The sequence below is a fragment of the Bacillus cereus group sp. MG9 genome, assembly GCF_040459995.1.
Classification (GTDB): domain Bacteria; phylum Bacillota; class Bacilli; order Bacillales; family Bacillaceae_G; genus Bacillus_A; species Bacillus_A mycoides.
This window is the reverse complement of record NZ_JARVHC010000001.1, coordinates 4,785,750-4,811,103: the sequence shown is the minus strand read 5'-3', so window position 1 is coordinate 4,811,103 and position 25,354 is coordinate 4,785,750. Positions and strand designations below refer to the sequence as shown.

Genomic DNA, 25,354 nt, shown 5'->3' with positions numbered 1-25,354 from the left:
CTGTCATCTTAGTGAGGTGAACATATTGGATGTAATAAATTGTGAAGAAGTGAAACGAGATGAGTTTCATACAGAAAAGTACTATGACAGTTATAACATCTTTGGGGCACATATTGTGACGGAAGATGGGATGCGAGGTGTACGATTCACAGTATGGGCTCCTCATGCGAAAGCAATGAGTGTTGTTGGGGATTTTAATGAATGGGATTATGAGCAACATAAGATGCTACAAGTGACAGAAGAGGGGATTTGGTCCTTGTTTGCACCGCATATTGAAGAGAATGATATATATAAGTATGCGATTGAAACGATGGACGGTGACGTTATTTTAAAAGCGGATCCTTATGCAGTATATGCAGAAGTAAGACCAAATACGGCATCTGTAGTTTTTGATATAGAGGGATATGAATGGAATGATAAAAACTGGATTCGTAAGAGAAAGAAAAAATCGATTTATAAAGAAGCGATGACAGTTTATGAATTACATTTCGGTTCTTGGAAAAAGAAAGAGGATGGCGCTCTGTATTCTTACAGAGAAATGGCCGAGGAGCTCATTCCGTATGTGGTGGAACATCAATTTACACATATTGAAATTATGCCGCTTGTTGAGCATCCCTATGACCGTTCTTGGGGATATCAAGGAACAGGATATTATGCAGCGACAAGTAGATTCGGCACGCCACATGATTTGATGTATTTTGTCGATGAATGTCATAAATATGGAATCGGTGTCATTTTAGATTGGGTACCGGGGCATTTTTGTAAAGATGCTCACGGTTTATATTTGTTTGATGGGACACCGACTTATGAATATAAAGATAGAGACGTACAAGAAAACCTTGTATGGGGAACTGTTAATTTTGATTTAGGGAAGAGAGAAGTACGTAATTTCTTAATTTCAAATGCGTTATTTTGGATGAGGCATTTCCATATTGATGGTTTCAGGGTAGATGCAGTTGCGAATATGCTGTACTGGAATAAAGAAGGAAAAGAGCAAAGCAATGAACATGCTGTTTCTTTCTTACGAGAGTTAAATGAAGCCGTGTTTGCAGAAGATGAAGAGTTTCTTATGACAGCGGAAGATTCAACAGCTTGGCCACTTGTAACAGCTCCAACATACGAGGGTGGACTTGGATTCAATTATAAATGGAATATGGGTTGGATGAATGACGTGCTGAAATATATGGAATGTGCGCCAGAGTACCGGAAATACATTCATGAGAAAATGACATTCTCTTTAATATATGCTCACTCTGAAAACTTCATATTGCCGCTTTCTCATGATGAAGTCGTTCATGGGAAAAAGTCGTTATTAAATAAAATGCCAGGAGATTACTGGGATAAGTTTGCTCAGCTTCGTTTATTATATGGATATTTCTTTACTCATCCAGGTAAGAAATTACTCTTTATGGGTGGAGAATTCGGGCAATTTGATGAGTGGAAAGACCTTGAAGATTTAGATTGGAATTTACATGATTTTGAAATGCATCGTAATATGCATGATTACTTTAAAGAGCTCATAGCATTGTATAAGCGCTCAAAACCACTTTGGCAGTTAGATCACTCGCCTGAAGGATTTCAGTGGATTGATGCTAATAATAATGAGCAAAGTATTTTCTCGTTTATCCGCCAAGGGGATAAGCAGGAAGATGCGTTAGTTGTCGTATGTAATTTTACGAAAGCTACATATGAAAACTATAAAGTAGGTGTACCGGATTTCGAGTACTATAACGAAATTTTAAACAGTGACTCGGCGCAATATGGCGGATCGGGGCAAGTGAATAAGAAACGTCTCAAGACGATTCTAGAGCCATATCATAATCAAGCGGCACATGTAGAAATTACAATTCCACCATTTGGCGTATCCATATTACGACCAGTGAAGACGAGAAAGGGGAGCAAAAAACAAGATGGCTCAAAAACAAAAGTGCGTAGCAATGTTACTAGCAGGGGGAAAAGGTAGTCGTTTAAGTGCATTAACAAAAAATTTAGCCAAGCCAGCTGTTCCATTTGGTGGTAAATATCGCATTATTGATTTTACGTTAAGTAACTGTGCAAACTCCGGTATTGAAACGGTGGGGATTTTAACACAATATCAACCGTTAGAACTTCATAATTATATTGGAATCGGAAATGCTTGGGATCTTGATCGTGTAAACGGTGGAGTCACTGTGTTACCTCCTTATGCGGAGTCTTCAGGTGTGAAGTGGTATACAGGTACGGCAAGTGCTATTTATCAAAACTTAAACTATTTAAGTCAGTATGAACCAGAATATGTCCTTATTTTATCAGGCGATCATATTTATAAAATGGATTACAGCAAAATGCTAGATTACCATATTGAGAAAGAAGCGGACGTTTCGATTTCTGTTATTGAAGTGCCGTGGGATGAAGCAAGTCGCTTTGGCATCATGAATACAAATGAAGAGATGGAAGTTGTTGAATTTGAGGAGAAACCGCAATTTCCAAGAAGTAATCTTGCATCAATGGGAATTTATATTTTTAACTGGGCTATTTTAAAAGAATATTTAGAGATGGATGCAAGAAACCCTGAATCTAGTAATGACTTCGGAAAAGATGTACTTCCGCTCTTGTTAGATGAAGGGAAGAAGTTGATGGCGTATCCATTTGAAGGATATTGGAAAGATGTTGGAACGGTGAAAAGCTTATGGGAAGCGAATATGGATTTACTTCGCGATGAAACATCGTTGAACTTGAACGATCGTAATTGGCGCATTTATTCTGTAAATCCAAACGAGCCGCCTCAATATATTGCACAGCAGGCAAAAGTAGAAGAGTCACTTATTAATGAAGGGTGCGTCATTGAAGGGGACGTGAAGCATTCTGTTTTATTCCAAGGAGTGACGGTGGAAGAAGGTAGTATGGTAATCGATTCTGTCGTTATGCCGGGGGCAAAGATTGGTAAAAACGTTGTGATTGAAAGAGCGATCGTTGGATCGGAAATGGTTATTGAAGATGGGACAATAATTCGTCCAGAAAAAAATGTTGATGATGTAGTACTAATTGCTGAAGGAAAATAGAAAAGGGGGATGAAATGAATGGGAGAAAAAATGTTAGGAATTATTAATGCAACGGGAAGTTTTCCTTCCTTAAAGAAAGTAACAGGGCATCGTTCATTAGCGGCGTTACCGTTTGGAGGCCGTTATCGCCTCATTGATTTCATGCTTTCAAATATGGTGAATTCTAATATTCATAGCGTGGCGGTTTTTACAAGTCATAAAAATCGTTCTTTAATGGATCATGTCGGTTCAGGAAAACAGTGGGATTTAGATAGAAAGCGTGATGGACTGTTTTTATTCCCACCGAACTGCCAATGTGATCATGACGAATTTGGATCTTTTGCACATTTTAGAAGACATATTGATTATTTTCTAAGAAGCAGAGAAGAATATGTTGTTATTACGAATAGCCATCTTGTAACAGCGTTAAACTTTCAAGCGGTGTTAGAGCGACATATACATACGTCTGCAGATATTACTGAAGTTTGTCATGAAGGGGTTTCGCTTCAAACATATGTGTTAAAGAAACAATTATTGCTAGACTTATTTGAGACATATAAAGATGTGGAGCAATACAGTTTATTTGATGTAGTGAGAGAAAAGAGCGGGAAATCACTGCATATTACTACGTACGAACATACAGGATATGTAGCTATTATTGATTCTATTGAAAGTTACTATAAACATAGCCTAGAAATTTTGCAGCCTTCTATTTGGAAGCAATTATTTAAGAAAGAAGCACCAATCTTTACGAAAGTAAAAGATGAGCCACCAACTCGTTATGTGAAGGGTGCAGTAGTGAAAAATACGATGATTGCAAACGGCAGTATTATTGAGGGTGAAGTAGAAAATAGTGTTGTCTCCCGTTCTGTTAAAATTGGAAAAGGTTCAATTGTTCGTAATAGTATTATTATGCAAAAGAGCCAAATTGGAGATAATTGCATAATAGACGGTGTTATTATTGATAAAGACGTGAAAATTGGTGACGGTGTTGTACTAAAAGGAAACGCCGATGAGCCATATGTTGTAGAAAAAGGAAGCATTCAAAACAGTACGATTAATAGTTATTCTTAAAAGAATCAGTGGGGGTTTTTCCTCCACTGATTAAAGCATTCATTCAAATGAAAACTCGAAGGGAGGAAGCTGCAAGGGAAGTCGTATAAGCTTTTCGTGCAGTGGGACAACAAGTGAATATTTTATTTGCAGTATCAGAATGTGTACCATTTGTTAAATCGGGAGGATTAGCTGATGTAGCAGGTGCGCTCCCAAAAGAGCTGAAAAAATTAGGTGTGGACGTTCGTATTATACTTCCAAATTATAGTCTTATTCCGCAAAAATTAAGGGATGGATGTACGTTACATAAAGTAATTAACGTCCCGCTTGGGTGGAGAAATCAATATTGCGGAATTTTAAAAGGTGAGCAAGACGGGATTACGTATTACTTAATAGATAATGAATATTATTTTAAGAGAGATTCTCTATATGGTCATTATGATGACGGAGAGCGTTTTTCTTATTTTTCGAAAGCAGTTTTAGAGTGTATTCCGCATCTTGATTTCGAAGTGGATGTTCTCCATAGCCACGATTGGCATACAGCTATGGTGAATTTCTTACTACGTGAAAAGTATCAAGATAATCCATTATATGAGCATATTAAAACGGTGTATACGATTCATAACTTGCAGTTCCAAGGTGTATTTCCTCCTGAAGTGATGTACGACTTGTTAGAACTTGGTGATGAATATTTTCATAGTGAGCAGCTAGAGTTTTATGGAAATGTGAACTTTATGAAGGGCGGAATTATCGCTTCTGATCAAATTACAGCAGTTAGCCCGACATACAAAGAGGAAATTCAATATGAATTTTTCGGTGAGAAGTTAGATGGGTTGTTACGAAAAAATAATGGTAAGCTTAGCGGCATCGTAAATGGAATTGATACGAGCGTATATAATCCAGAAACGGATTCGTATATTACTGCTCAGTATGATGCAGAGTCATTAGAGGAAAAGAATGAAAATAAACGCGTATTGCAGCGTTATTTTGGTTTGCCAGAAAAAGAAGATACACCAATTATTTCGATGGTAACGAGATTAACGAAGCAAAAAGGTCTTGATTTAGTACGTACTGTATTCCGCGAAATAATGGAGGAAGATGTGCAATGTATTATTTTAGGATCAGGTGATTCTGAATATGAACAATTCTTTGAGTGGATGGCATACGAGTATCCTGAGAAGGTAAAAGTGTATATCGGATTTAATGAAGAGCTAGCCCACCAAGTGTATGCGGGAAGTGATTTATTCTTAATGCCATCACTATTTGAACCGTGTGGACTTGGACAACTTATTGCATTAGCGTACGGTACAATTCCGATTGTAAGAGAGACAGGCGGATTAAATGATACTGTACAATCTTATGACGAAGAAACTGGAGAAGGAAATGGTTTCAGTTTCACGAACTTTAATGCGCATGACATGTTGCACACGGTTCTTCGTGCGATTGAATTTTATCATGATAAACCGGTATGGGAGCAGCTTGTAAAACAAGCGATGACTGAAGATTATAGCTGGGAGAAATCAGCTCTTGCCTATAAGAAATTGTATAAAAGTCTCATGGAATAACATGTAGGTGGTGAAGAAATGTTTACTCATGTTGAAAGTTTCAAATCAGCTTTTCTAGAAAAGTTAGAGACGATGTATGGTAAAAGTTTTAAAGACTCTACAACTCGTGATCAATACAATACGCTTGGGTACATGGTACGTGAGTATATGAATAGTCAATGGATTGCAACGAACGAAAGTTATCGGTCTGGAGAGCAAAAGCAAATGTATTACTTATCCATTGAGTTTTTACTTGGGCGTTTGCTTGGAAGTAACATATTAAATTTAGGCATCAGGGATGTATGTGAACAAGGACTTTCTGAGCTTGGGATTTCTTTGCAACAATTAGAAGAGGTGGAAGCAGATGCAGGTCTTGGAAATGGTGGACTTGGACGATTAGCAGCCTGTTTCCTTGATTCACTTGCATCTTTAAACTTACCAGGTCATGGCTGTGGAATTCGTTACAAACACGGCTTATTTGATCAAAAAATTGTTGATGGTTATCAAGTTGAATTTCCAGAACAGTGGCTTCTTCATGAAAACGTATGGGAAGTAAGAAGGCATGATCAAGCTGTAGAAGTAAGTTATTTCGGCAATGTTGAACCGCTATACATTGATGGGCGTTTAGAGTTCAGGCATACGAATGCAGAAGTGATTATGGCAGTACCATATGACGTTCCAGTAGTAGGTTATGAGACGAGTACTGTAAATACACTCAGACTTTGGAATGCTGAACCAGTTCCTTTCCCGCAAAATTGCAAAGATATTTTGAAATATAAGCGTGAAACAGAGGCTGTATCGGAGTTTTTATATCCAGATGATACGCATGATGAGGGGAAAATACTTCGTTTGAAGCAACAGTATTTCCTCGTATCAGCAAGTTTGCAAAATATCGTTCGTATGCATAGAGAAAGATATGGTGACCTTCGTCAATTACATGAGAAAATTGCGATTCATATTAATGATACACATCCAGTTTTGGCGATTCCAGAACTAATGCGTATTTTATTAGATGAAGAAAAACTAGCATGGGAAGAAGCTTGGCACATAACGACACAAACGATTTCTTATACGAATCATACGACGTTATCAGAAGCGCTTGAGAAGTGGCCAATTCACATTTTTAAACCGTTATTACCGAGAATTTATATGATTATTGAAGAGATTAATGAACGTTTCTGTCATGAACTTTGGGAACGTTATCCATATGAATGGCATCGTATTGAAGAGATGGCGATTATTGCGCATGATCTTGTGAAAATGGCTCATTTAGCAATTGTCGGTAGCCATAGCGTAAATGGTGTAGCAAAAATTCATACGGAAATTTTAAAGCAACGTGAAATGCGATTGTTTTATGAGTTTTATCCAGATAAGTTTAATAATAAAACGAATGGAATCGCTCATAGACGTTGGTTAATGAAGGCGAATCCGCAGCTGACAAACCTGATTTCAGAGGCGATTGGAAGAGAGTGGAAGAAAGAACCGATTAAGCTTCAAGCGCTGCAAACAGTTCAACACGATGCGAGTTTCCAAGAGAAATTTGCAGAGGTAAAACAAGAGCGTAAAGAGATTTTAGCGGAGCGTATTCATAATAAAATGGGGATTACAATTGATCCTAATTCTATTTTTGATGTGCAAGTAAAAAGACTACATGCTTACAAACGACAACTATTAAACGTTCTTCATATTTTATATTTGTATAACCGTTTGAAAGAGGATGCTAGTTTTACATTTTATCCGCGTACTTTTATCTTTGGAGCGAAAGCATCACCTGGCTATTACTATGCGAAAAAAATTATTAAATTAATCAATGAACTCGCAAGGAAAGTAAATAATGATCCGTACGTAAGCCAATATATGAAAGTTATCTTTCTAGAAAACTATCGAGTGTCTTTAGCGGAAGATATATTCCCAGCTGCGGATGTGAGTGAGCAAATTTCAACTGCGAGTAAAGAAGCATCAGGAACAGGGAATATGAAATTTATGATGAATGGTGCGATTACACTCGGAACGTTAGACGGAGCTAATGTTGAAATAAAAGACCGGGTCGGTGATGATAACTGTTTCATTTTTGGCTTAACAGCGGAAGAGGTTCTTCATTACTATCAAAATGGTGGATATCGTGCAAGTGATTATTATCACCACAATATGCATATTAAAAAAGTAGTAGATCAGTTAACGAATGGTTTCTTTGCACAGTCGGGGGCTGAATTTGAAGCGATTTATGATTCACTTGTAATTCAAAATGATGAATACTTCGTTCTGCGAGATTTTGGTCCATATGCGGAAAGGCAAGAAGCTGTTGGTAGAGCGTATGAAAACCGAACGAAGTGGTTAGAAATGTCGATTTTAAATATTGCACAGTCTGGTCATTTTGCGAGTGATCGAACGATTTTACAGTATAGTAATGAGATTTGGAGTATTGGTAATGCGGTTACACAGTATTAAGTGAAAGTCCCTTTTGAAGGGACTTTTATTCATGGAGACAAAGTGTAAAAATGAATAATACGTATAGGGACGCTAAAGTGTATTCACTTTTAAAAGAGGAATATAATCACTTAAAAAACCGAGCTTAATCTCATTAAGCTCGGTTTTCTTTTTTTGCTTAAGAAAGAAATGGGATAGCGGTATATATGATACCTGTTCCACCATATTCTCCCGTCGCAAAGTATGAAAATGTAAAGAAACCTGTAAACGTAAAAATTACAATTAGAAAAAGTGCAAAGATAAATTTTAGCATGTAAGGTCCCCTTATCCAAAAATAACTTCATATATTATTATAGTATAAGGATATAGGGTTTCCAATCATTACCTGGTTAAAAATGAGAAGTCAGACATGTTTTGTATGTTGTCATGGCATGATTATTTGTAATAGATTTTGTGTTTTTTGTAAAAGTCATGTTGTGATGAACATGTGCATATTCCCAGTCTTGTTCATTAAAATGGACATTGCGCGGAGGGAGAAGAGGAACGACATCAAATAAATTAACAAAGCGAAAGCTACTAGCTACTTGTAGTTTATAATAATTACGAAATACAATATCGCCCACTTTGGGAGAGGCAAATGTATAAAGACCGTACTGTGCGAAGGCGGTGTTGATACGCGCATCGAGTATATGTAGTGTGGCGAGCGCGCCGCCTAAGCTATGGCCTGTTGCAAGAAGTTTCTTATGGGCTGGTAATGACACGAGCATATCCATAATAGAATCCCGGCAAGATTCATAAATTGAAAGAAAGCCGTTATGAACATTTCCGCTATTTAAAGCGTATGGGTATGGTCTTTGGTTGACGAGTGAATCGATAATCCAATCTGTATCTGTTTGTGTGCCCCTAAAAGCTACAATAATCGTATCCTCAGATTCTAATATGAATCCGAACCATTCTGTCTTTTGAATGGCCTTTCCTTGAAACCCTTGTACATATTGGAACCCATCGGGTATTTCGAAAATGCCATTTTGTTTATATTGTTCATACGTTAACTCGCAGCAAGATGCTAACAATATGGCAGTGTCTTTATCAAAGGATAAAGGAGTACGCATCAAGAAAGCCCTCCTTAAGAAAAGGTATAGTTCAATATATGCAGTGAGGGACTTGATTCATTCTTTTTGAAAAAAGGCTTGAACCTACAGTTACGTGAGGGAGTATGATTTTTGTAAACATATTGTTAGGAGGAGTGTAGGATGAGCAAAAAGGAAGGCTATTCAATTGGTGAGTTTTCAAAGAGAACAGGTATATCAATACGAACACTACAGTATTACGATGAACTTGGTCTGCTTAAACCTGAAAAAAATATAAGTTCAGGACACCGTGTATATAAAGATAGAGATATATTAGCGCTCCAAAAAATAGTGAGTCTTAAAGTATTAGGATATAGTTTAGAAGAAATTCGTGTCATGCTCAATGTGAAAAGTTTGAATATAAGCTTAAAAGAAACATTACAAAATCAAAGAGTAGCCTTTGAAGAAAAGAAAAACCAACTTGAAGTTTCGATAAAGGCGATTGAACGAACAATGGAATACCTTGAGGAAGATGAAGCGGTAGATAGTAATATATTAATGAGCTTAATTAATAGTATCCAAAAAGAAAACGAACAACGTTTATGGCTTGAAGAATATGTACCAAAAGAAGTGGCTGATGGATTATATAATAAGCCGGAAGAAGAGGACATAGCACTTGATAAAGAGTTTATGCGTTTAGCAAAAGAAGTGAAAAGGTTATTTGGAAGACAAATTGAGGATTCAGAAGTGCAAAAATTGGTTGATGAACATATGAAAGCGACTCTTAAGTATGTCGGTGAAGAGACAATGTATTCTCTAGGTAAATTAGAGAATGTAGAAGAACAATATAATAATACGATGCCTTCTCCTTATACAGAGGAAGAAGAGTTATGGCTTAATGAAGCGATGGAATGTTATATGGTTAAAAATGGTTTGTATAGTCCACCTAAATAAAAAAGCCGATTTCAATCTCAAGGAATCGACTTTTTTATTTATACTTAATGAACTAACGCATGCGTTAGTTCATTAAGTAAGAGGTTTGAAAAATAGCCTGTATATATTTGAACGATGAATAACTTACCTATTTTCTTGTGTTTGTTTGCACCATATACAGAAAATCAGGGAAAATATAACATATTATTTATCTGTTTGTTTTTGCTTTTTTTTCAAATACTCCGCACGCAATTTTTCAAGTTGCTGCTTTTTATCAAATTTGGCAGGCGTCTGTTTTTCATGAAACTTTGCCACAGCTACCTGACTTTTGTAATCCAATTGATATTTTCCCACTTTGTTCACCTACTTTTCTTGTCTTTAAAGAGAATCTATTCAACCAATATAATATACCTTATTTTACTGAAGTAAACCTTATTAATTTTTTACTTATATCTATTTTAATCCAAATATTACCTTATTAAACCAACCTGCCCGTTAGCTTAAGGCAGATTTTATCTAAATAATGCGGGGTGAACCAAAATGGAGAAAAAACGAGGACAGCATTATGTCTGGACATATTATCTAACCTCATGGACTGATGATTTGGAAAATTCATTTCGAAATTCTTCACCTAGTATGCGTAACTCCTCAACCAACGTGTTGTTGTTTGTAGACGTAAATTAAAACACCCTTTCATGCAGTACTATGAAAGGGTGTTTTAATTTTATTCATTCTCTTAAGTTGATGGCTAAGGCCCCAGAAGGACACTATTTATTCTTTCCCATCTAAAAGGCGACCAAGTCCGCCTAAAACGCTGCCTTCACCGCTGTTTTGAGCTGCTGGGCTTGTAAGGCGTGCTGCTAAGCGGCTAAGTGTTAAGGACTGAATCCAAACCGTTCCAGGACCTTCTAGCGTTGCGAAGAATAAACCTTCGCCGCCAAATAGAGCTGTTTTTACTTTTCCAACGAATTGAACATCGTAGTTAACATCTTTCGTCATTGCAACGAGACAACCTGTATCAATGCGAAGTTTCTCGCCAGGTTTCAATTCACGCTTATATACAGTTCCGCCTGCATGCATGAAAGCTAGACCATCACCTTCAAGTTTCTGCATGATGAAACCTTCACCACCAAAGAAACCAGTTCCTATTTTTTTAGTAAACTCAATTCCGATAGAAACACCTTTTGCGGCACAAAGAAATGCATCTTTTTGGCAGACTACTTTTCCTTGATATTCTGTTAAATCAACAGGAATAATTTTTCCAGGATAAGGAGCGGCGAATGATACGTGTCGTTTGCCATGACCTGTATTTGTAAATACAGTCATAAACATACTTTCACCTGTAACGAGACGTTTACCTGCGCCCATTAATTTACCGAATAGACCACTAGATGGTCCAGAACCATCACCGAAAATCGTTTCCATTTCGATATGATCTTCCATCATCATCATTGCGCCAGCCTCTGCGACAACGCTTTCTTCTGGATCCAATTCAATTTCAACAAACTGCATATCATCGCCATATAATTTATACTCGATTTCATGTGCTTGCATTTTTTCACCTCATCATATGTAGTAATTATATTGTACAGAAATCAAAGGAATTAGAATACTGTAGTTTTATTAATTTTTGAATAAAAATAGAATGAAAATTTAAGGTTATACTAGAATTATAAAAAACGATGGGACGAAAGTGTTCTCATTTGACGTTTTTGATATAGCATGATATAGTGAAAACACTATTGAGCTACATAATGTGGTACGGAAATAAAGCACGTTGTATTAAAGGCTGTAAGCTTGTTATACATTCATGTCCTTTATATCCACCTTTTCATGTGGATTCATAGTTTCATTTTTATTTAGGAGGTACATGACATGCAAACAGGTAAAGTTAAATGGTTTAACGGCGAAAAAGGTTTTGGCTTCATCGAAGTTGAAGGCGGAGAAGACGTATTCGTACATTTCTCAGCTATTCAAGGCGACGGCTTCAAAACTTTAGAAGAAGGTCAAGAAGTTTCTTTCGAAATCGTTGATGGAAACCGCGGACCACAAGCAGCTAACGTTACAAAAAACTAATTAGCTAGCGAAAAAAAGCATTCCGAATTTCGGAATGCTTTTTTTATGCTTTAGAACCAGACTCATCTGAAGATAATTCACCTTTAAAGGTGCGTTCTTCAAAGTCATCAAGCAATTGTTCATATTCTTCATGTTCTTCTGTTGCGAAAACTTGTGGGTTTTTTCCATACATATCTGTTCCAATAAAGTTTTCGAAATCCTCTACATACCCAACATTTTCTTCACTATTTACGTACATGCCATTATAGTTTTTTGAATCCTGTCTTTCTAAATCGGATGGTGTTTCTGATGTTCCGTAATTTGCGACGTCTTGCCAAGCATCTTCAGCATCGTACTCTACAGAATGATCTTCGTCGTGCTTATGAAACGAAGAATTTAGCACCTCTTCTTCAACTGGGCGCGTCTGCATATCTAATTTATTTGTAGTGTGCTGAATACACGTTGTAGCAGTTGGCATTGCTTCTAATCTTTCAAATGGAATTTCCTCACCAGACACTTCGCAAATTCCGTACGTACCAGCTTCAATTTTTTGCAGAGCATGTTTCGTATCTTCTAACTGTTTATGCCAAAATTCGATGAGTCCGAAATCTTTCTCACGTTCGTACAATTCTGTAGCCATATCACCTGGATGGTTGTCATAGCTAGACAATTCTCCTACTGAATCACGTTCAGATGCACGGTTTTCATCTTCATGAGTTTGTATCGTTTGTTCAACTTCTTGCTGTTGTTTTTCTAGAATAGATTTAAATTGATTTATTTGTTGTGGAGTTAACATAGTCGTCCACCTTCCTACAATTCAGTTTCTTTACATAGTATGGGCGTTGAGAGTAGGAATTATGAGATGAATTTCAGTCGGGAAGTCGGTATATGAAAAAAGAGCCGCATAAGCAGCTCCTTTCTATCCCGCTATTTGTCGGGCAGTAAAACTCCCACCTTAGAATTTGGCTGGAGCAAAGAAGTTAGGTGGGAGTCGGGCTACCCGTAAACGCCCGATTGGTGAGGGCTAATAATCAGTGGGTGATGAACAAAACCCCCACTGATTAAAGTTTCACTTTATAGGAAGTATCCAAGCAATAATCCGATTCCCATTAGGAGACCGAAAATTGTATTTGTTTTTGCTGTTGAAATCATCGCAGGTACCATTTCCATTGGAATGCTTTTGCCGATAAAGCCTTTCGTCGCTTTAAATGCTTTCGGTACACTTAAGAATACGATAAGCATCCATGGTGATACGATGTTAACGATGATTAAAGCGATTGTCCAAATGTAGGCAACGATAAACATAGAAGCAAGTACACCAACGGCTCTTTCGCGTCCGACGAGAATTGCTAACGTTTTACGACCATTTTCTTTATCACCATCTAAATCACGAATATTGTTAGATAGTAAAATTGCACCAATTAAAATGGAGCTTGGAATAGATAATAAAATCACTTCTGATGTTACTGCGCCTGTTTGGATAAAGAATGAAATACCAATAATAATGACACCCATAAATAATCCTGCTGTTAGCTCTCCAAATGGTGTGTACGCAATTGGAATGGGGCCACCAGTGTAAAGGTAAGCAACGGCCATACAAACAAGACCGATTGCAGCAAGCCACCAGCTAGAGTTCATACAAATATAAACACCTAATAGCGTTGCGATGCCTAAAAATCCGAATGCTAAGTTAAGCACGGTTTTTGGTTTAATGCCATCGCGGACGATAGCACCTCCGATTCCAACTGAACCTTCATGATCGAGTCCTCTTTTATAATCAAAGTATTCATTAAACATGTTCGTTGCTGCTTGAATGAGAAGGCAAGCAAGAAGCATCATAAAGAAAAGAGGAAGATGTATTTGATTTATACCTCCGACCTGCATTGCAAAAGCTGTTCCGATGAAAACAGGAACGAAAGCTGCTGTTAATGTATGGGGACGTAATAAACTCCACCAAATTCGCCAGCCTGTTTGTTTACTTGGCTTTGGCGCCGTAGGAGAGGAATTCGTTTCGACGTTCATTTCCATGTTGAATCCTCCTTGGTCACATATTGTACACAATTAAGTGTAGAAAAAGCATCATTTAGTGTCAACGTTTATTTTCTAGGAAGAGAAGGTGAATTTCTCAGAAATGCTAAACGTTGACAGGCCTTTCCTTTGAATGCTAAACGTTGACAGGCCTTTCCTTTGAGGTGTATCTTAAAATCAAGCGTAATTATGACTATTTTTCGCCCATAGGGGGGAGACAATTGTGATTCAAACGAAACGAAAAGGCTTACAAGAAGTTCTTGTTACAGCTATTAAGCGTACGACTGATGAAAAAACATTAGTTAGTTTTGTAAAACAAATAGATTGGGTGGATCCACTTCTGTTTTATGCAGCAGGAAAAAGGATCGCATTCGAAAATAGATGTTATTTTGCAGACCCAGCTCAGCATGTAATATTTGCTGGAATTGGCTCTGTTTTCACTATAGCAAATTCTTCTCACAAACGCTTTCAAACTGCTCGTGACGAGTGGGATCAAGTAAAAGAGAAAGCATTCGTACAAAGAGAAGGATACGAATTTGGAACAGGTCCTCTTTTATTTGGTGGATTTTCATTTGACCAAGAAAAAGAAAAAACGAATCTTTGGAAAGAATTTGATGATACCACATTTTCACTACCAGCATTTTTATTAACTGTAAAAAATGAAAAGGCGTGGTTAACGATTAATCAGTTCGTTTCAGCTGAAGATTGTGCAGAAACTCTTTATAACGAAATTATTTCTGTAGAAGAGAGAATTTTACAAGAGAGTAAATGTGCACTAGTAGGATCAAAATTAACAGTTACTTCTAAAGTAGAAGTTGATCCGAGTGGCTGGATGAACGCGATTGGAAAAGTGCAAGATGAAATGAAGCAAGGGAACGTGCAGAAGGTTGTATTAGCAAGGGAGCTAAAATTAACGATGGATCAGCATATTGATTCCGTTCTTGTTTTAGAAGCGCTTCGCATTGGGCAACCGGATTGTTACGTATTTTCTTTTGATTATAAAGGAGCATGCTTCTTAGGGGCGACACCTGAGCGATTGATTCGAAAAGAAGGCGAGAAGTTCACATCGATGTGCCTTGCTGGCTCAATTGGTCATGGCAATTCTATAGAAGAAAGTAAACAAAATGGTGAGACGCTTCTTCATGATGAAAAGAATTTGGCTGAACACGGTTATGTAGTTAACATGATTCGAGGTGTGCTAAGTGAGCATTGCGAATCTGTTAATATTCCGGAGAGCCCAGGCTTATTAACGACGAAAAATTTAATCCATTTATATACGCCAGTAGAAGCAAAAGGTGATGCAAGTCTTTTAACGATGGTAGAAGAATTACATCCAACACCAGCTCTTGGTGGTACACCTCGTCATGAGGCGTTGAAATTAATTCGTGATGTAGAGCTTTTAGATAGAGGATTATATGGTGCACCAATTGGCTTTATAGATGATGAAGGAAATGGTGAATTTGCGGTTGCACTTCGCTGCGGATTATTAAATGGCGAGAAGGCATCCTTGTTTGCCGGCTGTGGTATCGTAATTGATTCAGTAGCGCAGCTTGAATATGAAGAAACAAGTTTGAAGTTTAGACCGATGCTTGGTGCTTTGGAGGAATTAATGAAATGAACAATCATATAGAAGCATTATCATATTATTTAGGCGCGTTCGTGGACGAACTGACGCGTCTAAATGTATGTGATGTTGTCATTAGTCCTGGCTCACGGTCAACGCCGATTGCCTTACTAATGGAACAACATGAAGGAATGAAAACATATTTACATGTAGACGAAAGATCAGCAGGATTTTTTGCGCTCGGTATTGCGAAAGCAAAAAAACGTCCTGTTGCGCTATTATGTACGTCAGGGACGGCAGCAGCGAACTATTATCCAGCTGTATGTGAAGCGTTTCATTCACGAGTGCCGCTTATCGTATTAACAGCGGATAGACCGCATGAATTAAGAGATGTGGGTGCACCACAGGCGATGAATCAATTTAATTTATACGGTACTTTTGTGAAGCAATTTACAGAGATGGCACTTCCTGAAGCGAGTGAAGCAATGTATCATTACGCTCGAATGACAACGCAGCGTACGATAGCAAGCGCACTTCTAGCGCCGCAAGGACCTGTTCATCTTAATTTTCCAGTTCGTGAGCCGCTTATACCGGATTTCTCATTAGAAAGTTTATGGGATAAAGGGCGTGGTGAATATACAGGAGTAGTTCAGCAAGGGAACGTGACGATGCCGAGTGAATATGTAGATTCTCTTGTAGGGCGCCTTTCACATATGGAAAAGGGGCTTATTATTTGTGGAGACGGCAGTCATCCAGAAATAACAGAAGTTGTTATGAAAGTAGCTGAGAAAACAGGGTATCCAATTTTAGCAGATCCACTTTCTAACCTCCGTAGTGGTAATCATGATAAAACGATGGTTATAGATTGTTACGATACATTTTTACGAAATGAATTGTTAAAAGAAACGTGGAAGCCGAATGTTTTAATTCGTTTCGGAGGAATGCCTGTCTCTAAAGCATTAACGCAGTTCATCAAAAAACAAACGAAAGCTGTTCATATCGTTGTCGATGAATCTGGACAATGGAGAGATCCAGCTTTAGTTGCGACAGAAGTTGTACAAGCTAGTGACAGTGAATTTTGCAGAGCATTACTAGAGAAAATGCCAGTTATGAAAAAGAATGATTGGTTCGGAACGTGGAAACATATAAACGAGAAAACGAGAGAAACGCTTCGTGAGATGGAAACATATGAAACTGCATTTGAAGGAAAAGTAATTACGGATATTGTAAGTGTATTACCAGAAGGGGCAACGTTATTTGCGAGTAATAGTATGCCAATTCGCGATACCGATTCATTTTTCTTCACATCGGATAAAAACATTCAAGTAATGGCGAACCGCGGTGTAAATGGTATTGATGGAATCATTTCAACAGCTTTAGGAGCGAGTATTATTTGTGATCCGCTCGTATTAGTAATCGGTGATTTATCATTTTATCACGATTTAAACGGACTATTAGCCGCGAAACTACATGAGTTAAATATAACGATTGTTGTTGTAAATAATGATGGTGGAGGTATTTTCTCATTCTTACCACAATACGAGAAAAAGGAACATTTCGAATCATTATTTGGAACACCAATTGGGCTTGATTATGAACATGTTGTCAAAATGTATGGTGGTTCATTTAGCCGTGTAAATGGTTGGGAAAACTTCCGAGAAGAAGTACAAACTGGAACGAAAACGAATGGATTACACGTTGTGGAAATTTGTACGAATCGCGAAGGAAACTTGAAATTACATCGTGAACTATGGGCAAAAACAATGGACGTTATTACTACATCTTTGCAAGGTGAATCAAAATGAAAGTAACATTGCAAGGTGTATCGTATGAATATGAAGTAGCCGGAAGCGGGGAACCACTTCTACTTCTTCATGGTTTTACGGGAAGCATGGAAACGTGGGGTTCCTTTATTCCTTCTTGGAGCGAGCAGTTTCAAGTCATTCTAGTAGACATTGTTGGACACGGGAAAACGGAAAGTCCTGAAGATGTGACGCATTATGATATTCAAAATGTGGCACTGCAAATGAAAGAACTACTGGATCATCTTCATATTGAAAATGCGCACATACTTGGCTATTCAATGGGTGGTAGACTTGCGATTACGATGGCATGCTTATATCCAGAATATGTGCGTTCGCTTCTTTTAGAAAACTGTACAGCTGGACTTGAGAGTGCAAAGGAGCGAAAAGAACGCAAGGAAAAAGATGAACGACTTGCCGATAAAATTGAGCAAGAAGGCATCCGAAGTTTTGTATCGATGTGGGAAAATATTCCGCTATTTGAAACGCAAAAACGTTTAGTGCAAAGCGTAAAAGAAGCGGTGCGAAAAGAACGACTTGCTAATAATCCAAAAGGACTTGCAAATAGTCTTCGCGGCATGGGAACAGGGGCTCAGCCTTCATGGTGGAACGAATTGCAAAACCTAAAAATGCCTGTCCTTTTACTGAATGGAGAAAGCGATGAAAAGTTCTTTCGCATATTAAAAAACATCGAAAAATGCATCCCTCATGCGAAATTTGTCAAAATTGATGGGGCTGGCCATGCAATTCATGTGGAACAACCGGAAAAGTTTGATACAATAGTAAAGGGATTTCTAAAAACTATGCAGTGATACTTTTTTCAGCAAGAAGGAAGTTGCACTTATAGCGGAGATCAGAAATATAAAAGGAGGTAATAGTAATGACTATTGAATGGGTAAAAGAAGGCAATTACGAAGATATTATTTATTCAACATACAATGGCATCGCAAAGATTTCGATTAACCGCCCTGAAGTACATAATGCATTCCGTCCTAAAACGGTAATGGAGTTAATCAATGCTTTTGCACACGCTCGTGATGATGCAAATGTTGGCGTTATCATTTTAACAGGTGAAGGTGGACGTGCATTCTGTTCTGGCGGCGACCAAAAAGTTCGCGGTCATGGTGGCTATGTAGGTGACGACCAAATCCCACGTTTAAACGTATTAGACTTACAACGTCTAATTCGCGCAATCCCTAAACCGGTTATCGCAATGGTAGCAGGTTATGCAATCGGTGGTGGACACGTACTTCATATTGTATGTGACTTAACAATCGCTGCAGACAACGCTGTATTCGGACAAACAGGTCCTAAAGTAGGAAGCTTTGACGGTGGATACGGAGCTGGTTATTTAGCTCGTATGGTAGGCCATAAGAAAGCTCGTGAAATTTGGTACCTATGCCGTCAATATAGTGCACAAGAAGCACTTGATATGGGCTTAGTAAACACAGTAGTACCATTAGAAGAACTTGAAGCAGAAACAGTACAATGGTCACAAGAAATTTTAGCAAACAGCCCAATGGCACTTCGTTTCCTAAAAGCTGCATTCAACGCAGACACAGACGGTTTAGCTGGTATTCAACAACTAGCTGGAGACGCAACGTTATTGTACTACACAACTGACGAAGCAAAAGAAGGCCGCGACGCGTTCAAAGAAAAACGCACTCCGGACTTCGGTCAATTCCCTCGTTTCCCGTGATCAAATCAAAAGCGGAAGCGGCTCGCTTAGAACAAGAGGGCGTTGGAACTCCTGACGTAGAGGCGCTTTTTGCCTCGTAGGAAGGCGTGAAATGACCGACTGTTCTAGCCGCTGTAGCTGGATGAAACCAAAAGCGGAAGCGGTTCGCTTAGAACAAGAGGGCGTTGGAACTCCTGACGTAGAGGCGCTTTTTGCCTCGTAGGAAGGCGTGAAACGACCGACTGTTCTAGCCCCTGTAGCTGGATGTTTCAAAGCGGAGCCGACTGTTTAGCCCCGTAGGCTAAGGTTCTTTCGTACAGAAAGTGTTTTTTACTTTCTCGTGCGGAAGGTTCTTAGACGGAAGCGGCTCGCACACAATGTGAGACGCTCCCAAAAGATCACACCGGAAACAAAACAACTAAGAGACTTGATGTCATATCAGGTCTCTTTCTTTCATGAAAGGAGAATGAGTGATGGAGACGATGCCGAATTGGTTAATGCAACGTGCATTTTTAACACCTGATCGCACTGCAATTGAAATTGAAGAGGAGAAGGTTACTTTCGTGCAGCTGCATGAAAAAGTAGTATCTGTTTGTGAACACCTCACGCATGTAGGAGTGAAGCGGGCGCAAAAGGTGGCTGTTCTGATGAAAAATGGTATGGAGATGATTACAGTTATTCACGCCCTATCTTACATAGGTGCAGTAGCTGTGCTTTTAAATACGCGTCTTTCAAGAGAAGAGCTACTTTGGCAAATAGATGATGCGGAAGTTGTTTGTTTAGTGACCGATCAAGAGTTTGAGACGGAAAATGTTCCAGTATGTTCATTTGCTGAAGTGATGCAAGGACCGAAGGCGGAAGCATTTATACAAGAAGAATTCTCTTTAGAAGAAGCGATGACAATTATTTATACGTCAGGGACGACAGGGAAACCGAAAGGCGTTGTTTTAACGTACGGTAACCACTGGGCAAGTGCAGTCGGTTCTTCGCTTAATTTAGGGCTTCGTGATGATGATTGTTGGTTAGCTTGTATGCCAATGTTCCACGTTGGCGGGTTATCTCTTTTAATGAAAAATATTATGTACGGTATGCGCATTTTACTCGTTCCAAAATATGATGCTAATTTTATTCATAAAGCACTTCAAACGAGAGGCGTTACGATTATTTCTGTCGTTTCTAAAATGCTAACAGATTTATTAGAACGACTTGGAGAAGAGATATATCCATCTTCTTTACGATGCATGTTACTTGGGGGAGGACCAGCACCGAAGCCGTTATTAGAAACATGTGTGGAAAAAGGAATTCCTGTGTATCAAACGTACGGTATGACAGAAACATCATCGCAAATTTGTACGTTAACAGCAGATTACATGTTAACGAAAGTAGGATCAGCCGGAAAACCACTATTTCAGTGTCAGCTTCGTATTGAAAAAGACGGCGTAGTTGTGCCGCCACGTGCTGAAGGAGAAATTGTAGTAAAAGGACCGAACGTAACAGGTGGCTACTTTAACCGTGAAGATGCGACGAGTGAGACAATTAAAAACGGATGGCTTCATACTGGTGACCTCGGTTATTTAGATGAAGAAGGATTTTTATACGTATTAGATCGCCGCAGTGATTTAATTATTTCTGGCGGGGAAAATATATATCCAGCTCAAATTGAAGAAGTATTGCTCTCTCATCCGGCGGTAGTAGAAGCGGGTGTTGTCGGTATGGCTGACGAAAGTTGGGGACAAGTACCAGCTGCTTTTGTTGTAAAAAGTGGAGACGTAACAGAAGAAGAAATTATTCGTTTTTGCGAAGAGAAATTAGCGAAATATAAAGTGCCGAAGAAAGCATGTTTCTTAGAGGAATTACCACGAAATGCTTCGAAGAAATTGTTAAGACGAGAGTTAAGACAATTAGTGGAGGAGATGTAGGTGGAAATAAAAAAAGCGACACTTTATATAACGGAAATGCCGCTCATTATCCCGTTTGCGGCAAGTTACGGGACTTATGAAAAGCGTGAAAGTATCGTCATTGAATTAGAAGATACAGATGGATACATTGGTTTTGGTGAAGTCGTTGCATTTTCTGAACCGTGGTATACGGAAGAAACGGTGAAGACAGCGCTGCATGTACTTCAGGATTTTTTATTACCAGATTTATTGAAAGCTGAAATTTCTCATCCGAATGAAGTACCGTCTTTGTTCAAACATATAAAGAGAAACCGAATGGCAAAGGCCGGAATTGAAGGTGCTGTTTGGGATTTATATGCGAAGCGTCAAAAGCAGTCGTTAGCGATATTGCTTGGCGGAAATAGGTCTGAAATTGAAGTCGGCGTTGTGATTGGGATCAATACAATTCCCACTATGTTAAAACAAATCGAGAAGTACGCGGAAGAAGGATACGAGCGCTTTAAAGTGAAAATAAAGCCAGAACATGATTACGAATTACTGAAAGAAATTCGCAAAGAGTTTCCGAACATCCCGTTAATGGCTGATGCAAATTCAGCTTATACATTAGCGGATACGGAGAAGTTGAAACGACTAGATGAATTCAGGCTTATGATGATTGAACAACCGTTAGCGGATTACGATTTTCTGGATCATGCACAACTGCAAAAGAAAATTGAAACACCGATTTGTTTAGATGAAAGCATCCATAGTTTAGAAGACGCACGTGTTGCGATTAGGCTTGGCAGTTGCCGCGTCGTTAATATTAAACCAGGGCGAGTGGGCGGATTAACAGAGTCCGTTCAAATCCATAATTATTGTATGGAGCATAACATACCAGTTTGGTGCGGTGGCATGGTAGAAATGGGGATTTCACGAGCTCAAAATGTTGCACTCGCTTCATTGCCAAACTTTACGATTCCTGGAGATATATCTGCTTCTAGTAGACATTGGGAGAAGGATATCATTTCACCAGAAGTGATGCTTGAAGGCGGAAAAGTAAGGGTACCGCAAAGTATTGAACGTGAGTATGAAGTAGATCGAGGCAGGTTGGAAGAAGTAACAAAGCAGCGGATTATTTTTGAGCGATGAATGGGAGCTTTTATTAGTACTGACTACCTGCAAATAGCGGGATGATTTTGTCGTTAATTGTCGGTAAGTCGATATATTTAAAAAATCGCTGATATAATTTAAATTACAGTTGATATATTTTGAAAATTGCCGATATAATTTCATTTATCAAGGTTACTCTTATGAGTAGCCTTTTCTTATTGTACAAATTGGATAGACTAGTTTAAAATCGAGCGTATGAAAACAGAATAAAGTAGGGGGACTAAAATGAAGCGCATTTCAATTTTAATAGCTGATGATGAAGCGGAAATTGCTGATTTAATTGAGATACATTTAGAAAAAGAGGGTTACCACGTCGTTAAAGCAGCTGATGGAGAAGAAGCTATGCATATTATTCAAACGCAGCCAATTGACTTAGTGGTTTTAGATATTATGATGCCGAAAATGGATGGATATGAAGTGACGAGGCAGATTCGCGGCAAGCACCACATGCCAATCATTTTCTTAAGTGCGAAAACATCTGATTTTGATAAAGTGACAGGTCTTGTATTAGGCGCAGATGATTATATGACAAAGCCTTTCACACCGATTGAATTAGTTGCACGTGTAAATGCACAACTGCGTAGATTTCTTACGTTAAATCAGCCGAAAGTAGCGGAGAATAAATCTGCTTTAGAAATAGGCGGAGTCGCTATTGATCCTGAGCGAAGAACAGTAAATGTGTACGGAGAGCCAATTGAATTAACACCAAAAGAATTTGATATTTTATATGTATTAGCAAGTCATCCGAAGAAAGTGTACAGTGTGGAAAATATTTTTCAGCAAGTATGGGCTGAAGGGTATTACGAAAGTGGAAATACAGTTATGGTACATATCCGTACTTTGCGAAAAAAGCTTGGGGAAGATAAAAGAAAGGATAAGTTAATAAAAACAGTGTGGGGGGTAGGTTATACTTTCAATGGCTAAAACGATGAGAAGCTTTCGCTCGAAGATGATTATGCTATTTGCGTTAAGTATGATATTAGCTGGTGGCGTAACGTATTTAATTTATGAGGGGCTACGTCTCTATTATAAATTAGCAGTTCGTTATGAGGATCCTTTAGCCCAATTTCGTTCAATGGTAAGACAAATTGGGGACATTAATTTCTTTTTAATTGTATTTATTCCTCTGTCCATTATGTTTTTCTTCTTCCTTACTAGACCGTATTTAAAATATTTTGATGAGATTTCGAACGGGATTCATCATCTTGCGAACGGAGATTTTTCAAATCAAGTTCGTGTTTCATCAAATGATGAGTTTGGATATATCGCACGCGAAATTAATGTAGCGAGTGAAAAATTAAAAGAAGCGGTTGAACGAGGAGACTTTGCGGAAAGTAGTAAAGATCAGCTCATTGTCAACTTAGCTCATGATTTAAGAACGCCGCTAACATCTGTTTTAGGGTATTTAGATTTAATTCTTAAAGATGAGAATTTGACGAAGGAACAAATTAAACATTTTTCCACAATTGCTTTTACGAAATCCGAAAGGCTTGAAATCTTAATTGATGAATTATTTGAAATAACGAGAATGAATTATGGCATGTTGCAAATTGAAAAAAGACCAATTGATATAAGTGAATTACTTATACAGTTAGATGAAGAATTATATCCGTTATTAGAAAAAAAAGGTTTAGAAGCGAGATTGAATATGGATTCGCATTTACCTATTAACGGTGACGGGAAATTGTTAGCTCGAGTATTTGAAAATCTTTTAACGAATGCGATTCGCTATGGATACGATGGAAAGTTTGTTGATGTGAACGGATATATTGATCATGAAGAGGTAGTTGTACAAATTATTAATTACGGCGATAGCATTCCAGAAGAGGATTTACCATATTTATTTGATATGTTTTATACAGGTGATAAGGCGAGGTCAGAGCAACAGGGCGGAACAGGCCTTGGGCTATTTATTGCGAAAAATATTATCGAACAGCATGATGGGACAATCTCTGCTGAAAGTAACGTAATTAGAACGATATTTGAAGTGAGATTACCAAAAGAAGAGAGCAAAGCAATTTAATAAAAATTTAAACTTTACCCCACTTTTTATTTTAATAGTTTTTTCTATTCTATACGTAAGTTACGTTAAGGAGGAACTAGAAATGAAAAAGTGGGTATTTATTTCTCTTTTTATAGTATGTACAGCATGTGTAGGCTTTTATATATCACCAGTATTTCAAAAGGAGATTGATGTTAAAATTGCAGAAAAAGATTACAAAGTAAAAGCCGTGAACACTGAAAAGATAGAGGTTACAGAGGAACAAATTTATAAAGGTGATCTATTATTAGTTAATAAAGATTATCCGGTTAAAAAAGATAGTGTTAGGTCCGATATTGTCAATGTAAATCACAATAGTGAATTAGTAAGAGGCTATGTAATATTTGATAGAAATCTTCGCTTATCAGAGGGTGTTGTAAAAAAGTTTTTGAACGTTGTCGATGCAGCTGGGAAAGATGGAGTACAGCATTTCTTAATGAGTAGCGGTTACCGAGATTTTCAAGAACAAAGTAAATTATATAAAGAAATGGGATCGGATTATGCACTTCCAGCAGGATATAGTGAACATAATTTAGGGTTATCACTCGACGTTGGGTCTACTCAAAAGAAAATGGAGAAAGCTCCTGAAGGAAAATGGATTGAAGAGAACGTATGGAAGCACGGATTTGTTTTACGTTATCCGAAAAATAAAAGTGATATTACGGGCATTCAATATGAGCCGTGGCACATACGTTATGTCGGCTTACCACATAGCGCAATTATGCAAAAAAAGAAGATTACGTTAGAGGAATATTTGGACTTTTTAAAAGAGGAAAAAGAAGTTTCAACTGAGGTTGAAGGTAAGAAATATACGGTTTCTTATTATAAAGTTTCAGATCGTATGAACGTGAATATTCCGGTGAATAAGCAGTATGAAATTTCGGGGAACAATATGGACGGGGTTATTGTGACGGTTCAGGAATAGAGAAAAAGGCTGGTCCGTTTTGGGTCAGTCTTTTGGCATATAAGAAATAGATTGCCGTTTTTTGTCGGTAAATCGATATTCCTTGTCGAATCATTGATATAATTTCCTGTACTATCAACATTTTGTGGATTGTTTTTTTATTTACCATTAAACATTATAACGTTATA

At 38.0% G+C, this 25,354-nt stretch carries 22 protein-coding genes; 16 read left to right on the top strand and 6 right to left on the bottom strand.

Annotated features, from left to right (window positions below; all coding sequences use genetic code 11):
* Window positions 1-25: 25 nt before the first annotated feature.
* The 5 genes from glgB (at window position 26) to glgP (ending at window position 8,065) form a co-directional block, all read left to right on the top strand.
* Complete coding sequence (gene glgB / locus QCI77_RS24765; RefSeq protein WP_085312677.1) at window positions 26-1,963, top strand: 1,4-alpha-glucan branching protein GlgB; 1,938 nt, start codon at window positions 26-28, stop codon at window positions 1,961-1,963.
* Window positions 1,911-3,041 (top strand): glucose-1-phosphate adenylyltransferase, encoded by a 1,131-nt coding sequence (glgC, locus tag QCI77_RS24760; RefSeq protein WP_002089246.1) that lies wholly within the window; start codon window positions 1,911-1,913, stop codon window positions 3,039-3,041. The genes glgB and glgC overlap by 53 nt, the downstream gene beginning before the upstream one ends.
* An 18-nt stretch (window positions 3,042-3,059) precedes the next feature.
* On the top strand, window positions 3,060-4,094 hold the full coding sequence (gene glgD / locus QCI77_RS24755; RefSeq protein WP_002034525.1) for a glucose-1-phosphate adenylyltransferase subunit GlgD: 1,035 nt from the start codon (window positions 3,060-3,062) through the stop codon (window positions 4,092-4,094).
* Between the two features lie 113 nt (window positions 4,095-4,207).
* Window positions 4,208-5,638 (top strand): glycogen synthase GlgA, encoded by a 1,431-nt coding sequence (gene glgA / locus QCI77_RS24750; protein ID WP_002143574.1) that lies wholly within the window; start codon window positions 4,208-4,210, stop codon window positions 5,636-5,638.
* Between the two features lie 18 nt (window positions 5,639-5,656).
* On the top strand, window positions 5,657-8,065 hold the full coding sequence (glgP, locus tag QCI77_RS24745; protein WP_353825587.1) for a glycogen phosphorylase: 2,409 nt from the start codon (window positions 5,657-5,659) through the stop codon (window positions 8,063-8,065).
* Window positions 8,066-8,222: 157 nt separating this feature from the next.
* Here the strand turns inward: glgP and QCI77_RS24740 are convergent, their stop codons facing one another.
* Together QCI77_RS24740 and QCI77_RS24735 are read right to left on the bottom strand one after the other, a co-directional pair.
* Window positions 8,223-8,357 (bottom strand): hypothetical protein, encoded by a 135-nt coding sequence (locus tag QCI77_RS24740; protein WP_000911073.1) that lies wholly within the window; start codon window positions 8,355-8,357, stop codon window positions 8,223-8,225.
* A 76-nt stretch (window positions 8,358-8,433) separates the two neighbouring features.
* Window positions 8,434-9,156 carry a lipase family protein gene (locus QCI77_RS24735; protein WP_113769860.1) on the bottom strand — a complete coding sequence of 241 codons (723 nt, stop codon included), beginning with the start codon at window positions 9,154-9,156 and terminating at the stop codon, window positions 8,434-8,436.
* A 141-nt stretch (window positions 9,157-9,297) separates the two neighbouring features.
* Between QCI77_RS24735 and QCI77_RS24730 the strand changes: the two genes are divergently transcribed.
* Window positions 9,298-10,068 (top strand): MerR family transcriptional regulator, encoded by a 771-nt coding sequence (locus QCI77_RS24730; RefSeq protein ID WP_353825586.1) that lies wholly within the window; start codon window positions 9,298-9,300, stop codon window positions 10,066-10,068.
* 183 nt (window positions 10,069-10,251) lie between these two features.
* Here the strand turns inward: QCI77_RS24730 and QCI77_RS24725 are convergent, their stop codons facing one another.
* Together QCI77_RS24725 and QCI77_RS24720 are read right to left on the bottom strand one after the other, a co-directional pair.
* Window positions 10,252-10,401, bottom strand: a complete 150-nt coding sequence (locus QCI77_RS24725) for a hypothetical protein (RefSeq protein ID WP_000521653.1) — start codon at window positions 10,399-10,401, stop codon at window positions 10,252-10,254.
* A 417-nt stretch (window positions 10,402-10,818) separates the two neighbouring features.
* A complete protein-coding gene (locus QCI77_RS24720; protein WP_002191043.1) occupies window positions 10,819-11,601 on the bottom strand; it encodes a TIGR00266 family protein in 783 nt (260 codons plus the stop codon).
* A gap of 321 nt (window positions 11,602-11,922) precedes the next feature.
* Here QCI77_RS24720 and cspD point away from each other — a divergent pair, with 321 nt between their 5' ends.
* On the top strand, window positions 11,923-12,123 hold the full coding sequence (cspD, locus tag QCI77_RS24715) for a cold-shock protein CspD (RefSeq protein ID WP_001193051.1): 201 nt from the start codon (window positions 11,923-11,925) through the stop codon (window positions 12,121-12,123).
* Between the two features lie 43 nt (window positions 12,124-12,166).
* Here the strand turns inward: cspD and QCI77_RS24710 are convergent, their stop codons facing one another.
* Window positions 12,167-12,898, bottom strand: a complete 732-nt coding sequence (locus tag QCI77_RS24710) for a yteA family sporulation protein (protein ID WP_353825585.1) — start codon at window positions 12,896-12,898, stop codon at window positions 12,167-12,169.
* A gap of 278 nt (window positions 12,899-13,176) precedes the next feature.
* Window positions 13,177-14,130, bottom strand: coding sequence for a 1,4-dihydroxy-2-naphthoate polyprenyltransferase (locus tag QCI77_RS24705; RefSeq protein ID WP_002015811.1), 954 nt, complete (start codon window positions 14,128-14,130; stop codon window positions 13,177-13,179).
* Between the two features lie 223 nt (window positions 14,131-14,353).
* On the opposite strand from QCI77_RS24705, the gene QCI77_RS24700 reads away from it, so the two are divergent.
* From QCI77_RS24700 to QCI77_RS24660, 9 genes are all read left to right on the top strand, one after another.
* Complete coding sequence (locus tag QCI77_RS24700; RefSeq protein WP_113709400.1) at window positions 14,354-15,748, top strand: isochorismate synthase; 1,395 nt, start codon at window positions 14,354-14,356, stop codon at window positions 15,746-15,748.
* Window positions 15,745-17,499: a 2-succinyl-5-enolpyruvyl-6-hydroxy-3-cyclohexene-1-carboxylic-acid synthase gene (gene menD, locus QCI77_RS24695; protein ID WP_113769857.1), complete on the top strand. Its 1,755-nt coding sequence runs from the start codon at window positions 15,745-15,747 to the stop codon at window positions 17,497-17,499. Before QCI77_RS24700 ends, menD begins: the two co-directional genes overlap by 4 nt.
* Window positions 17,496-18,308, top strand: coding sequence for a 2-succinyl-6-hydroxy-2,4-cyclohexadiene-1-carboxylate synthase (gene menH, locus QCI77_RS24690; RefSeq protein ID WP_033709544.1), 813 nt, complete (start codon window positions 17,496-17,498; stop codon window positions 18,306-18,308). Before menD ends, menH begins: the two co-directional genes overlap by 4 nt.
* A 68-nt stretch (window positions 18,309-18,376) precedes the next feature.
* On the top strand, window positions 18,377-19,195 hold the full coding sequence (gene menB, locus QCI77_RS24685; RefSeq protein ID WP_002089233.1) for a 1,4-dihydroxy-2-naphthoyl-CoA synthase: 819 nt from the start codon (window positions 18,377-18,379) through the stop codon (window positions 19,193-19,195).
* A 452-nt stretch (window positions 19,196-19,647) separates the two neighbouring features.
* Window positions 19,648-21,093: an o-succinylbenzoate--CoA ligase gene (locus tag QCI77_RS24680; RefSeq protein WP_353825584.1), complete on the top strand. Its 1,446-nt coding sequence runs from the start codon at window positions 19,648-19,650 to the stop codon at window positions 21,091-21,093.
* Entirely contained in the window at window positions 21,094-22,200 is a 1,107-nt protein-coding gene (gene menC, locus QCI77_RS24675) for an o-succinylbenzoate synthase (protein ID WP_353825583.1), read from the top strand.
* A gap of 246 nt (window positions 22,201-22,446) precedes the next feature.
* Complete coding sequence (locus QCI77_RS24670; RefSeq protein WP_002015820.1) at window positions 22,447-23,145, top strand: response regulator transcription factor; 699 nt, start codon at window positions 22,447-22,449, stop codon at window positions 23,143-23,145.
* Entirely contained in the window at window positions 23,138-24,244 is a 1,107-nt protein-coding gene (locus QCI77_RS24665; protein WP_002164874.1) for a HAMP domain-containing sensor histidine kinase, read from the top strand. Before QCI77_RS24670 ends, QCI77_RS24665 begins: the two co-directional genes overlap by 8 nt.
* 82 nt (window positions 24,245-24,326) lie before the next feature.
* A complete protein-coding gene (locus QCI77_RS24660; protein ID WP_353825582.1) occupies window positions 24,327-25,187 on the top strand; it encodes a M15 family metallopeptidase in 861 nt (286 codons plus the stop codon).
* Window positions 25,188-25,354: the final 167 nt, after the last annotated feature.